This is a genomic window from Micromonospora sp. S4605 (genome assembly GCF_003176715.1).
In the GTDB taxonomy this organism is placed as follows: domain Bacteria; phylum Actinomycetota; class Actinomycetes; order Mycobacteriales; family Micromonosporaceae; genus Micromonospora; species Micromonospora echinaurantiaca.
In genome coordinates this window covers 1-11,453 of the sequence record NZ_QGSW01000015.1, presented here as the reverse complement: position 1 = coordinate 11,453, position 11,453 = coordinate 1, and the positions used below count along the sequence as shown (strand labels likewise).

Annotated in this window: 14 protein-coding genes; 6 read left to right on the top strand and 8 right to left on the bottom strand. The window is 74.1% G+C overall.

Annotation, left to right across the window (positions count from 1 at the left end):
• Positions 1-564: GNAT family N-acetyltransferase (locus DLJ47_RS00135; protein ID WP_342447620.1), on the top strand; the 564-nt coding region annotated here is incomplete at its 5' end.
• A 29-nt stretch (positions 565-593) separates the two neighbouring features.
• Here the strand turns inward: DLJ47_RS00135 and DLJ47_RS00130 are convergent.
• From DLJ47_RS00130 to DLJ47_RS00110, 5 genes are all read right to left on the bottom strand, one after another.
• Positions 594-851 carry a UBP-type zinc finger domain-containing protein gene (locus tag DLJ47_RS00130; protein ID WP_109898080.1) on the bottom strand — a complete coding sequence of 86 codons (258 nt, stop codon included), beginning with the start codon at positions 849-851 and terminating at the stop codon, positions 594-596.
• On the bottom strand, positions 851-2,422 hold the full coding sequence (locus DLJ47_RS00125) for a Na+/H+ antiporter (protein WP_109898079.1): 1,572 nt from the start codon (positions 2,420-2,422) through the stop codon (positions 851-853). The genes DLJ47_RS00130 and DLJ47_RS00125 overlap by 1 nt, the downstream gene beginning before the upstream one ends.
• Positions 2,423-2,459: 37 nt before the next feature.
• A complete protein-coding gene (locus DLJ47_RS00120; protein ID WP_109898078.1) occupies positions 2,460-3,422 on the bottom strand; it encodes a TIGR03885 family FMN-dependent LLM class oxidoreductase in 963 nt (320 codons plus the stop codon).
• Positions 3,423-3,530: 108 nt separating this feature from the next.
• The gene (locus DLJ47_RS00115) at positions 3,531-4,943 is read right to left on the bottom strand and encodes an NADP-dependent succinic semialdehyde dehydrogenase (RefSeq protein ID WP_109898077.1); all 1,413 of its coding nucleotides are present in this window, start codon (positions 4,941-4,943) and stop codon (positions 3,531-3,533) included.
• Between the two features lie 12 nt (positions 4,944-4,955).
• A complete protein-coding gene (locus DLJ47_RS00110; protein ID WP_109898076.1) occupies positions 4,956-5,219 on the bottom strand; it encodes a DUF6343 family protein in 264 nt (87 codons plus the stop codon).
• A gap of 207 nt (positions 5,220-5,426) precedes the next feature.
• Between DLJ47_RS00110 and DLJ47_RS00105 the strand changes: the two genes are divergently transcribed.
• Both DLJ47_RS00105 and DLJ47_RS00100 read left to right on the top strand, forming a co-directional pair.
• Positions 5,427-6,035, top strand: coding sequence for an antibiotic biosynthesis monooxygenase (locus DLJ47_RS00105; RefSeq protein WP_109898075.1), 609 nt, complete (start codon positions 5,427-5,429; stop codon positions 6,033-6,035).
• Positions 6,036-6,161: 126 nt separating this feature from the next.
• Complete coding sequence (locus tag DLJ47_RS00100) at positions 6,162-7,001, top strand: GDSL-type esterase/lipase family protein (RefSeq protein WP_109898074.1); 840 nt, start codon at positions 6,162-6,164, stop codon at positions 6,999-7,001.
• Between the two features lie 103 nt (positions 7,002-7,104).
• Here DLJ47_RS00100 and DLJ47_RS00095 read toward each other — a convergent pair whose 3' ends face one another.
• The 3 genes from DLJ47_RS00095 to DLJ47_RS00090 form a co-directional block, all read right to left on the bottom strand.
• Positions 7,105-7,848 (bottom strand): EcsC family protein, encoded by a 744-nt coding sequence (locus DLJ47_RS00095; protein WP_109898073.1) that lies wholly within the window; start codon positions 7,846-7,848, stop codon positions 7,105-7,107.
• Between the two features lie 42 nt (positions 7,849-7,890).
• Positions 7,891-8,034: a hypothetical protein gene (locus tag DLJ47_RS36085; protein WP_172899365.1), complete on the bottom strand. Its 144-nt coding sequence runs from the start codon at positions 8,032-8,034 to the stop codon at positions 7,891-7,893.
• 104 nt (positions 8,035-8,138) lie between these two features.
• Positions 8,139-8,972, bottom strand: a complete 834-nt coding sequence (locus tag DLJ47_RS00090) for a peptidase M23 (protein WP_109898072.1) — start codon at positions 8,970-8,972, stop codon at positions 8,139-8,141.
• A 420-nt stretch (positions 8,973-9,392) separates the two neighbouring features.
• Here DLJ47_RS00090 and DLJ47_RS00085 point away from each other — a divergent pair, with 420 nt between their 5' ends.
• The 3 genes from DLJ47_RS00085 to DLJ47_RS00075 all read left to right on the top strand — a co-directional run.
• Positions 9,393-10,313 (top strand): proteasome assembly chaperone family protein, encoded by a 921-nt coding sequence (locus DLJ47_RS00085; protein WP_088994977.1) that lies wholly within the window; start codon positions 9,393-9,395, stop codon positions 10,311-10,313.
• Positions 10,314-10,381: 68 nt separating this feature from the next.
• Positions 10,382-11,179: an exodeoxyribonuclease III gene (locus tag DLJ47_RS00080; protein ID WP_109898071.1), complete on the top strand. Its 798-nt coding sequence runs from the start codon at positions 10,382-10,384 to the stop codon at positions 11,177-11,179.
• A 40-nt stretch (positions 11,180-11,219) separates the two neighbouring features.
• The coding region (locus tag DLJ47_RS00075; RefSeq protein WP_109898070.1) for an antibiotic biosynthesis monooxygenase family protein at positions 11,220-11,453 on the top strand (234 nt) is incomplete at its 3' end.

Here is an 11,453-nt window from a genome sequence, read left to right as displayed (position 1 = left end):
ACGGGGATGGGGTGTAGGAGCATGGCGGGCATGATCGACGGGCAGGGTCTGACGGTGCGGCGGGGTGGGCCGGCGGACGCGGGGGCGGTGCTGCGGCTGCTCGACGACGCGACCGCGTGGCTGGTGGCCCGGGGTCGTACCGGCCAGTGGGGCACCGAGCCGGCCTCGACCGATCCCCGGCGCATCGCGCAGGCGGACGCCTGGGCCGGCGGTGGCGGGCTGTGGCTGGCCACCCTCGACGAGCGGCCGGTCGGCGCGCTGGTGGTGGGCGCGGCCACCGAGTACGTGCCGCCGGCCACCGAGCCCGAGCTGTACGTCAACCTGCTGGTGACCGACCGGGCGCACGCCGGGCTGGGCATCGGTGGCCGGCTGCTGGCGCACGCCGCCGACCTGGCCCGGGAACGCGGCGTGGGCCTGCTCCGGGTGGACTGCTACGCGGGTGACGACCGCACGCTGGTCGGCTGGTACACCCGGCAGGGCTTCACCCCCACCGACCCGTTCACCGTCGAACGCCCGGGGCGTCCGCCGTGGCCCGGGCAGGTCCTCACCCGCCGGCTGGACTGACCGCCGGCTGGAACAACCGGCGGCGCCGCTCAGCCGATCTCCTCGTCCACGAAGCACCAGCGCCAGGACTCCCCGGGCTGGACCGAGCGCATCACCGGATGCCCGCTCTGCTCGAAGTGCTTCGTCGCGTGCTGGTACGGCGAGGAGTCGCAGCAGCCGACGTGCCCGCAGGTCAGGCAGGCGCGCAGGTGCACCCAGTCCTCGTTGCCGATGGCCACGCAGTCGGGGCACACCTCGGTGGTGGACGGGTCGGCGGTGCCCGCCTCGGTCAGGTGCACGCAGCTCATCAGTCGACCTCCCGGCGCAGCAACGACTCCTCCAGGTCCAGGTCTCGATAGGCCCGCACCAGCACCTCCTCGGGGATCCGGCCGGCGTCCCGGGCGGTCCGGAACACCTCCCGCTCGGCGTCGATCATCTCCTGCCGCAGCCGACCGTACGCCTGCGACGGCGTCTCCCGCGCGGCACCGCCCAACTGCTCCCAGGCCATGTTGGTGCGCTCGTCGAGCAGCCGGCGCAGCCGCTCCACCACCGGGGCGGGCGCCGTGTCGGCGAGCGCGTCGAGTCGTTCCCGGGCGGCCCGGCTGGCCTGCTGCTGCGCCCCGGCGGCGGAGAGCGCGTCCTGCACCGGGTCGTCCGGCGGCAGCTTCAGCCGGCGGGCCACCGCCGGCAGGGTGGCGCCCTGGCCGACCAGGGTCGCCACGATCACCGCGAACGCCAGCCAGATGAACAGCGCCCGCGGGTAGGGCTGGTCGTCGGCCACGGTCAGCGGCAGGGCGAGCGCTCCGGCCAGGGTGACCACGCCGCGCATCCCGGCCCAGCCGATCACGAGCGGGTAGCGCACCTCCTTCGCCGCGCCGCGCTGCCGTACCCGGGGCACCAGCCGGGTCAGGTAGGTGGCCGGGAAGAGCCAGGCGAACCGGGCCAGGAAGGCGGTGGCCAGCACCGCCACGGTGATCACGACCAGTGAGCCGACCGGCTCGTCCAGGTCGCGCAGCACCTCCGGCAGTTGCAGCCCGACCAGCAGGAAGACCACCCCCTCCAGCAGGAACCGGACCAGCCGCCAGACCGCGCCGAGCTGGAGCCGGGACGCCGCCGACAGCAGCCGCGGCAGTTGGTGGCCGAGCGCCAGCCCGGTCACCACCACCGCCATCACCCCGGAGGCGTGGATCGCCTCGGCGGCGAAGACCACCGCGAACGGGATGATCAGCGACAGCGCGTTGTCCAGCAGCGGGTCGCTGATCCGCTTGTGCAGGAAGCCGAAGACCAGCGCGCCGAGCGCGCCGACCAGCACCCCACCGCCTGCGGACCGGAGCACCTCCAGCCCCACCTCGCCCACCCCGACCGCCGACCCGACGGCGGCCAGCGAGGCCACCCGCAGCAACACCAGCGCGGTGGCGTCGTTGAGCAGGCTCTCCCCCTCGAGGATGGTCACCACCCGGCGGGGCAGGCCGATCCGGCGGGCCACCGCGGTCGCGGCGACCGCGTCCGGTGGGGCGATCACCGCACCCAGGGCCAGGCAGACGGCGAACGGCGCGGCCGGCACCAGCAGGTGCACGACGAGGCCGACCGCGAACGCCGTGAAGATCACCAGTCCGACGGCGAGCAGCAGGATCGGCCGCAGGGCGAGCCGGAAGGCCGGCACCGAGGTCTCCAGGGCCGCGACGTAGAGCAGCGGCGGCAGGATGCCGACCAGCACCAGTTCCGGGTCCAGCCGCACGTGCGGCAGACCGGGCACGTAGGAGAGCGCGAGGCCGACCACCACCAGCACGATCGGCGCGAGCAGGCCCAGCTTGCGGGCCAGCGCCGCGCCGAGCGTCGCGATCGCGAGGAAGACGACGACCTCGAACAGTGGTTCCATGAAGTACGAGCCTAGGCGGCCCCACCCCGGTGGACGATCATCGGGCGCGCAACTTCGGCAGCACCTCGGCGCCGAACGCGTCGAGGAAGGCCCACTGCTCCTGCCCGACGTGGTGCAGGGCGATCTGGTCGAAGCCGAGGGCCAGGTACTCCTCCAGCCAGCCGACGTGCCGGCCCAGGTCGGCGGAGACGTTGACCACCCGCTCGACCGTCGCCATCGGCACATCCGCGGAGACCGCGTCGAAGTGCTCGGCGGTCTCCAGGTCCCAGCAGACCGGCGGGGGGAAGACGTTGCTGCGCCACTGGTCGTACGCGATCCGCTCGGCCTCGGCCTGCTCCGGGGCCCAGCTCACGTGCACCTGCAGGTGCAGCGGGCCGCGGCCGCCGGCGTCCCGGTAGGCGTCGACCATCTGCCGCAGGTGCGGCAGCGGGGCGTTGACGGTGATCAGCCCGTCCGCCCACTCGGCGCACCAGCGGGCGGTGGCCACGCTGACCGCCGCGCCGATCAGCGCCGGCGGCTGCTCGGGCCGGGTCCACAGCCGCGCCCGGTCCACCCGGACCAGGCCGTCGTGGCTGACCTCCTCGCCGGCCAGCAGCGCCCGGATCACCTCGACGCACTCGCGCAGCCGCGCGTTGCGGACGTCCTTGCGCGGCCAGCCGTCGCCGGTGATGTGCTCGTTGCTCGCCTCGCCGGTGCCCAGTGCGGCCCAGAACCGGCCCGGGTACATGGCGGCCAGGGTGCCGATCGCCTGGGCGATGATCGCCGGGTGGTACCGCTGGCCGGGCGCGTTCACCACGCCGAACGGCAGGGTGGTGGCCTGCAGCGCCGAGCCGAGCCAGGACCACGCGAAGCCGGACTGGCCCTGCCGGGCGCTCCACGGCGAGAAGTGGTCCGAGCACATGCCGGCGTCGAAGCCGACCCGCTCCGCGTGGATCACCGCGTCCAGCAGGGCGCGGGGATGAAGCTGCTCGTGGGACGCATGGAAGCCGAACACCGTCATGCGGTCGTTCCGTACCCACGACGGCGTCCGGTTACGCCGCGCTCCCCGCTCGCCCTGTTCGGCCTGGCGAACCGGTCGCCCCACCCGGCGTGGCGAACTCCCCTCGCCCTACTCGGCGTGCGCCCCGGCGCCAGCCGAGGCCGCTCCCTCGCCCACCCACACCGTCTTGGTGTTGCAGAACTCGCGCATCCCCAGCGCGGACAGTTCCCGGCCGTAGCCGGAGTTCCTCACCCCGCCGAAGGGCAACTCCGGGAAGGAGGTGGTCATCCCGTTGACGAAGACGTTGCCGGCGTCCAGGTCGGTGGCGAACCGCTCCTGCTCGTCCGGGTCCCGGGTCCAGGCGTTCGAGCCGAGCCCGAAGTTGGTCCCGTTGGCCACCTCGATCGCCTCGTCGTAGGAGGACACCCGGTAGAGGCCGGCGACCGGCCCGAACACCTCCTCGCCCCACATCCGCATCTGCGGGGTCAGGTCGGTCACCACGGTCGGCGGGTAGTACCAGCCCGGGCCGGCCGGTGGCTCGCCGCCGCAGAGCACGGTCGCGCCCCGGTCGACGGCGTCGCGTACCTGGGCGTGGATCTCGTCCCGGCCGCCCTCGCTGGCCAGCGGCCCGACGTCGGTGGCGTCGTCCATCGGGTCACCGACCCGCAGCGCGGACATGTTCGCGGCGAACCGCTCGGCGAACGCGTCGAAGACGTCGGTGTGCACGATGAAGCGTTTCGCGGCGATGCAGGACTGCCCGTTGTTCTGGCAGCGGGCGGTGGTGGCCACCTCGGCGGCCCGGTCCAGGTCGGCCGAGGGCATCACCACGAAGGGGTCGCTGCCGCCGAGTTCCAGCACGGTCTTCTTCAGTTCCCGGCCGGCGATCTGGGCGATGGATCGGCCGGCGCGTTCGCTGCCGGTGAGTGTCGCGGCCCGGACCCGGGGGTCGCTGAGGATCCGGTCGACGGCGTCCGAGCCGACCAGCAGGGTGGTGAACGCGCCCTCGGGGAAGCCGGCGCGGCGGAACAGGTCCTCCAGCAGCAGCGCGGTCTGCGGCACGTTCGAGGCGTGCTTGAGCAGGCCGGTGTTGCCGGCCATCAGCGCCGGGGCGGCGAACCGCAGCACCTGCCAGAGCGGGAAGTTCCACGGCATCACCGCCAGTACCGGCCCGATCGGCTGGTAGCGGACGAACGCCCGGGTGGCCTTGACCGCCGGCGCGTCGGCCGGCTCGTCAGCGAGGAAGGCGGCCGCGTTGGCGGCGTAGAACCGGCAGGCGGTGGCGCACTTGGTCACCTCGGCCTTCGCCGCCGCGTACGTCTTGCCCATCTCGGTGGTCATCAGCCGGGCGGTGGCGTCGCGGTCGGCCTCCAGCAGGTCGGCCGCCGCGGTCAGCCACCGGCCCCGCTGCTCGACCGTGGTGCCGCGCAGTTGCCGGTAGGCCAGGTCGGCCCGCTCGATGGCGGCGTCGATCTCCTCGGCCGGCATCGCGTCGTACGTCTTGAGCACCTGTCCGGTGGCCGGGTTGGTGGTGGCGATGGGCATCTCGTACTCCTGTCACTCGAAGAGTGAGTGCCGCACGCCCGGCTCCTCCCGGCGGCGAGCGGCGCGGCGACGCTGGATGACGACCAGGTCGACGACGGCGACCACCGCGAAGAGCACGCAGAGGACACCCAGCCAGACCAGGTCGGCCCGGAACGCCAGCACGGCGAAGACGGCCATGGTCAGCAGGCCGAAGCCGGCGAGCACGAGCCGGAGGTTCAACGCGCTGTAGGCGTGGCCGACCGTGCCGCGGGCGCGTCGGGGCTGCGCTCTCGTCATTTCCTCGACCTACCCCCGCAGCGTCGCGGCTAACCGGCGTTCCGGCCGTCCCGGTGGTGTCGACGGACCGGACCGTGCGGTGTTCCGGCCGCCGGAGCGGGTAACCAGGGCGGCGCCGGCCGTCGGTCGACGTGCGGGGCCGGTGGGGTGCGTTACAGCGGTGCGCCGCGACCGAGCGGCTCCGGCCGGGCCGGGGAGGATGGGGGCATGACCACGACCCACGCGGCGCCGGTGACGGTCGCCATGACCCGGCGCGTCGACCCCGCCCGCAGCAGCGAGATGGTGGCGTGGATGCGGGCCGGCACCGCGTTGGCCGAGGTGTTCCCGGGTTTCCTCGGCGCCGGTTGGGTGCAGACCGCGCCCGGGTCCCCGGAGTGGCACATGCTGTACCGCTTCGCCGACGCCGAGACGCTGCGCCGGTGGGAGGAGTCCCCGCAGCGACGCTGGTGGCTGACCTCGGCGCAGGGCATCGTCGAGCACACCCGGGCCGAGCGGCGCACCGGCATCGAGGGCTGGTTCGACCCGCCACGGGAGCGTAGCGTCGAGCAACTGGCGGCCGCCGTCGAGGCGTCCGGGCCGCAGTCGCCGCCACGCTGGAAGCAGGCGGTGACCATCTGGCTGGCGTTCTTCCCGCTCAGCCTCGCCGCCACGCTGCTCACCGGCCGGCTGATCGCCGACGTGCCGGTGGCCGCGCGGGTGCTGCTGACGACGCTCTGCCTGACCCCGTTGATGACCTACCTGGTGCTGCCCCGGATCACCCGAGCGCTGCACTGGTGGCTGCACGGCCAGCCGATGCCCTGGCGCAGCCGCCGCTGACCTCTACCACGTACGGCTCGGGTGCGGCAGCGGTGTGCCGCATAGCCGACACGAGCCGACCGAGCCCCGACGGCGGGCGCATAGAGTTACCGGGCTGTCGCTCTCCGCTGCCGGACTGGGGAAGCCATGCCTCGACGCTGGGTCACCGCCGTCGCCTGTCTGCTGGCACTGGTCGCGCTCGCCTGCGAGGGCGGTCGGGCCGAGCCCGGGCCGACCGGAGCCCCGCCGGGGGCCGGCGGGATCGCCGCGCTCGGCGACTCGCTCAGCACCGGCTTCGGGTCCTGCCTGGTGCTCACCTCGTGCGAGCGCAACTCCTGGTCGACCGGGGACGGGCTGCGGGTGCGCAGCCACTACCGGCGGCTGCTCGACCGCGACCCGGCTGTTCGGGGCCGGGCCTTCAACCACGCCCGGCCGGGAGCCCGCGCGGCGGCACTGGCCGGCCAGGCCGAGGCGGCGGTACGCAACCGGCCGGACCGGTTCACCGTGCTGATCGGGGCGAACGACGTCTGCCGGGGCGGGGTCGAGGCGATGACCCCGGTGGCCGAGTTCCGGGCGCAGGTCGACCGGGGGCTGCGGGCGCTGCGCACCGGCCGACCGAAGGCCCGGGTGCTGGTGGTGAGCATTCCCGACCTGTACCGGCTCTGGCAGGTCGGGCACACCGACGCGCGGGCGGTGCGGGCCTGGAGCCGGGGAGTCTGCCCGGCGCTGCTGGCCGCCCCCACCTCGCAGGCCCCGGCCGACCGGGCCCGGCGGGCCGCCGTCCGGGAGCGGATCGTCGCCTACAACGGCCAACTCGCCGCCGCCTGCCGGGCGTACGGGTCGCGCTGCCGCTACGACGGCGGCGCGGTGCACCGGGTGCGCTTCGGCCTGGACCTGGTCAACCCGCTGGACTGGTTCCACCCGAACGCGGCCGGGCAGGGCCGACTCGCCGAGGTCAGCTGGCGCGCCTGGGGCGGCACCGACTGACCACCGCGACGGGCACCGCCGCACCCACCCGGTCGGGCCGCCGCAGGCAACGCGCTCATCGGCGGCCCGTGATGCCGTGGCCGGCGTCGCCGGGCGGGGCGGGTCAGGGCCGGCGGGGCTCCGGTACGCCGGTGCCGTGCTGGCGGTACAGGGCTCGGGACCGCTCGGCGAGATCCTTGGTGGCCGACGAGTTGGCCCAGGTGCCGAGGATGATCGCCGCGCCGGGCACCACCTTGGCGAAGACCCGCTTCGCCGCGCGTACCCCGGCCATCTGGGCCAGCCGCACGCCGAGCCGCAGCATCACCTTGCCGAGCGCCTGCTGCCCGCCGGAGCCGAAGAGGGCGCCGGCCCGCTCGCGGCCGGCGGCCACGCCCAGGGCCAGCCGGGCGCTCTCGGCGACCTTGTGCACCCGCTGTAGGACGAGCAGGTCGGTGGCCCGGTCGGGGTGCACCGGGTCGACCCCGTAGGCGGCGGCGATGTGCAGCACCATCCGGGCCTGGGTCCAGGCCAGCACCCCGACGTCGATCACCGCGCCGGGCAGGCCGGCCGCCCCGCTCACCGCGCCGGAGAGCCGGGCCCGGTTGACGAACCGGCGGACCGCCTGGTCGGCCAGCGCCTCGGCGGGCGCTCCGGGCTGCTCGTACCGGACCCGGGCGGCCCACTGCGCCGCCTCGGGACCGAGCCGGCGGACGGCCTCCAGGGCGAGATGCTCCGGGGCGTACTGCGGGTCCTCCCGCATCCGGTCCCAGAGCTTGGCCGGCGGCCCCTCCGGGGCGTCCGGTGGTGTCGCGGGCACCGCCGCGGGCGGGGTGACGGGCTGGCCGTCGGCGGGCGCGGAATCGGTCACGTCATCTCCTGCGAGGGGTCGGTACGGGCGGAGACGGCGGGGTCAGCGGCGCTTCTGCAACTTGGCCGCGAGACCCCGCAGCTTCTGCTGGGTGGCCGGCTTGGCCAGTTCCCGGCGGCCCCGGTCGACCAGTTGCTGCCCCTTCGGCGAGCGCAGGAACGCGCTGATCCGTTGCATCAGAGCCATGACGTCCTCCTGTCGGTGGTGCCTCACTCATGTGTACCCCGGACCGACAAGGTGCGAACCCCGGAACGCCGGATCCACCACCGTCCACTGTGGTCGGGAGGAGACTACTTCCCGTTCGGGACGATCGCCTCGACGACCTTGGTGGCCCGCCACTCGTGCTTGGCGTAGTGCTCCGGGTAGGCGGAGATCTGCACGGCCTGGGCGGCATCGGTGAGCCGCATCCGCTGCCAGCCCGGCACCTGCTCGAGCGCGGAGAGGAACTGCCGGGTGGCGAACTCCGGCTCCATCAGCCGCCGAACCGGGCCCCAGCCGCTGCTCGGGCGCTGCTGGAACAGGCCGACCGAGTCGTGGTCCCAGCCGATGGCCTGGTGCGGGTAGTTCTGCGACTCGGGCAGCACGCCGCTGGCGTAGTTGTAGAGGTTGCTCTCCTGCATGGCGGTGGCCACCGCGATCACCAGCGCGCGGCGCGGCACACCCATCTCCCGGCCGGTCCGCACGATGGCCTCGGCGTTCTCCATCTGCGCCTCGGTGAGCCCGGCGACCGGGGCCGGGTCGACCGGCCGCGGCTTGCGGGTGGGCCGGGTGTCGGTGTCCGGGTCGGCGGCCGGCGTGGCCGAGGTGACCGCCCGGTCCGCGTCCCGGCTGGGCCGGTCCTGCTCGACGCGCTGGGTGGCCTCGGCGCGGGCGGTGAGCGCGTCGCCCCGGGCCGCCGCGTCGGCGCTCTCCCCCTGGGTCTGGGCGACGGCGGCCAGGCCAAGGCAGCAGAGCACGCCGGTGGCGAGCGCCACCCGGGCCCGGGCCGGCCCGTGCAGCAGGTTGCGGGCGTACGCGGCGGAGGCACGGAAGGCTGTCCGCCGATCGGTCGAAGGGGTATCGTCCGAACGGTCAGTCGGGTCACCGGGGGTGGTCTGGGTGTCGAGGGTGCGGTCGTCACGCATCAGCCGAGGCTAGGCAGGCCGAAACCCCGATCACTCACGGTGATCACGTGGTCCTCGTTACAGTATCGGCGACCGCGCCCGGACGGCGGGGGCGACCCGGGCGCCTCCGGGCACGGACCTCGCGGAACCGGCAGACCTCCGGATCGCCGCAACCTCCGGACTCCAGGCGGAAACCTCGCGATCCTCCGGGGACCACCTCATGATCGACCAGATCACCCGTACGGCCGATGGGCGTTTCGGCCGAACAGTCAACACTGGCCGACTGCCTGACGAGATCGGGCGATACCCACCCATCCCAACCTACCCGCCGGCCGCCCGACCGAAGCGGGAAGGAATGCAGCAGGATGGCGGGTACGTTCCCCGAACCGGGTGCCGTCCCGCAGCGGCTACCCGTACGCGCCTTCAGGGAGGTCCGCACCGGTGCTCGACCCACACGAGCTGTACGAACTCACCGACGATCTGCCCGACCTCGGTCAGCCGGTCCTGATCCAGGCGCTGACCGGTTTCGTCGACGCCGGCAACGCCACCCGGTTGGCCCGCGAGCAACTGCTCAACTCGCTGGAGTCCCGCCCGATCGCCCGGTTCGACGTGGACCAGGTCTTCGACTACCGCTCCCGCCGGCCGGTGATGACCTTCGTCGAGGACCACTGGGAGTCGTACGACGCGCCGAAGCTGGAGCTGCACCTGCTCCACGACGACGACGAGACGCCCTTCCTGCTGCTCACCGGCCCCGAGCCGGACCTGCAGTGGGAGCGGTTCGTGGCGGCCGTCGCCGGGCTCTCCGCCCGGCTGGACGTCCGGCTCACCGTGGGGCTGAACTCGATCCCGATGGCGGTGCCGCACACCCGGCCCACCGGGGTGACCGCGCACGCCACCCGGCGCGACCTGATCGCCGGCTACGAGCCGTGGTTGCAGCGGGTGCAGGTGCCGGGCAGCGTCGGCCACCTGCTGGAGTACCGCCTCGGCGAGCAGGGCCGCGACGCGCTCGGCTTCGCCGCGCACGTGCCGCACTACGTGGCGCAGAGCGAGTACCCGGCCGCCGCCGAGGTGCTGCTCGCCTCGGTCTCCCGCAGCACCGGGCTGCTGCTGCCGCGCGACGGGCTGCGCGCGTCCGCCGAGGTGGTCCGGGTCGAGATCGACCGGCAGGTCGCCCAGACCGAGGACGCCGCCGCGCTGGTCCAGGCGCTGGAGGAGCAGTACGACGCGTTCGCCCGCGGCCGTGGCGAGAAGAACCTGCTCGCTGCCGAGACCGGCCCGCTGCCCACCGCCGACGAACTCGGCGCCGAGCTGGAACGCTTCCTGGCCGAGCAGACCCGCCCGGGTGACAACCCGCCGAGCTGACCGGCCGCGCCGCGACACCCTGGGCGGCTGACCCGGCGGCGCGGCGGCGGATACGGCAGGCTGGTGCCATGCGTCTGGCGACCTGGAACGTGAACTCGGTGAAGGCCCGCCTGCCCCGGCTGCTGGACTGGCTGGCCGGCACCGGGCCGGACGTGGTCTGCCTGCAGGAGACCAAGTGCCCGGACGGCGCCTTCCCGGTGGCCGAGGTGGGCGAGCTGGGCTACACCGTGGCCAGCCACAGCGACGGCCGGTGGAACGGGGTCGCCATCCTGTCCCGGGTCGGGCTGTCCGACGTGACCGTCGGGTTCACCGGCGAGCCCGGGTTCCCCGAGCCGGAGGCCCGGGCCATCTCGGCCACCTGCGACGGGGTGCGGGTCTGGTCGGTGTACGTGCCGAACGGTCGGTCGCCGGAGGACCCGCACTACGCGTACAAGCTGGCCTGGTTCGCCGCGCTGCGGGACGTGCTGGAGACCGAGCTGACCGGCCCGCTGCCGGTGGCGGTCTGCGGCGACTTCAACGTCGCCCCGACCGACGCCGACGTGTGGGACCCGGCGCTGTTCCGGCACTCCACCCACGTCACCCCGGCCGAGCGGGCCGCCCTCGCGGCGCTGCGCGACCTCGGCCTGGTCGACGTGGTGCCGACCCCGATGAAGGGTCCGCACCCCTACACGTACTGGGACTACCGGGCCGGGATGTTCCACCAGAACAAGGGCATGCGGATCGACCTGGTGTACGCCTCGGCGCCGTTCGCCCGGGCGGTCCGCTCGGCGTACGTGGACCGGGAGGCGCGCAAGGGCAAGGGCCCCTCCGACCACGCCCCGATCGTGGTCGACGTGGATCTGGTGCCGGCGGTCGAGTCGTTCTGACCGGGCCGGCCCGCATCCGGCCGCTGGTTAGGGTGAGGGCATGGCAGTCGTGAAGATCAACGCGATCGAGGTGCCGCCCGGGGCGGGCGCCGAACTGGAGAAGCGGTTCGCCGCCCGGGCCGGTGCGGTGGAGAACTCCCCCGGCTTCCTCGGCTTCGAGCTGCTCCGCCCGGTCGGCGGGGAGAACCGCTACTTCGTCTACACCAAGTGGGAGTCCGAGGAGGCGTACCAGGCGTGGGCCGCCGGACCCGCGCCTGGTACGCCTCCTCGGCCC

What these genes read in the sequence shown, in the direction of transcription:
- DLJ47_RS00130 (WP_109898080.1), bottom strand. Translation starts at nt 851, where the DNA reads ATGAGCTGCGTGCACCTGACCGAGGCGGGCACCGCCGACCCGTCCACC.
- DLJ47_RS00125 (WP_109898079.1), bottom strand. Translation starts at nt 2,422, where the DNA reads ATGGAACCACTGTTCGAGGTCGTCGTCTTCCTCGCGATCGCGACGCTC.
- DLJ47_RS00120 (WP_109898078.1), bottom strand. Translation starts at nt 3,422, where the DNA reads ATGACGGTGTTCGGCTTCCATGCGTCCCACGAGCAGCTTCATCCCCGC.
- DLJ47_RS00115 (WP_109898077.1), bottom strand. Translation starts at nt 4,943, where the DNA reads ATGCCCATCGCCACCACCAACCCGGCCACCGGACAGGTGCTCAAGACG.
- DLJ47_RS00110 (WP_109898076.1), bottom strand. Translation starts at nt 5,219, where the DNA reads ATGACGAGAGCGCAGCCCCGACGCGCCCGCGGCACGGTCGGCCACGCC.
- DLJ47_RS00105 (WP_109898075.1), top strand. Translation starts at nt 5,427, where the DNA reads ATGACCACGACCCACGCGGCGCCGGTGACGGTCGCCATGACCCGGCGC.
- DLJ47_RS00100 (WP_109898074.1), top strand. Translation starts at nt 6,162, where the DNA reads ATGCCTCGACGCTGGGTCACCGCCGTCGCCTGTCTGCTGGCACTGGTC.
- DLJ47_RS36085 (WP_172899365.1), bottom strand. Translation starts at nt 8,034, where the DNA reads ATGGCTCTGATGCAACGGATCAGCGCGTTCCTGCGCTCGCCGAAGGGG.
- DLJ47_RS00090 (WP_109898072.1), bottom strand. Translation starts at nt 8,972, where the DNA reads ATGCGTGACGACCGCACCCTCGACACCCAGACCACCCCCGGTGACCCG.
- DLJ47_RS00080 (WP_109898071.1), top strand. Translation starts at nt 10,382, where the DNA reads ATGCGTCTGGCGACCTGGAACGTGAACTCGGTGAAGGCCCGCCTGCCC.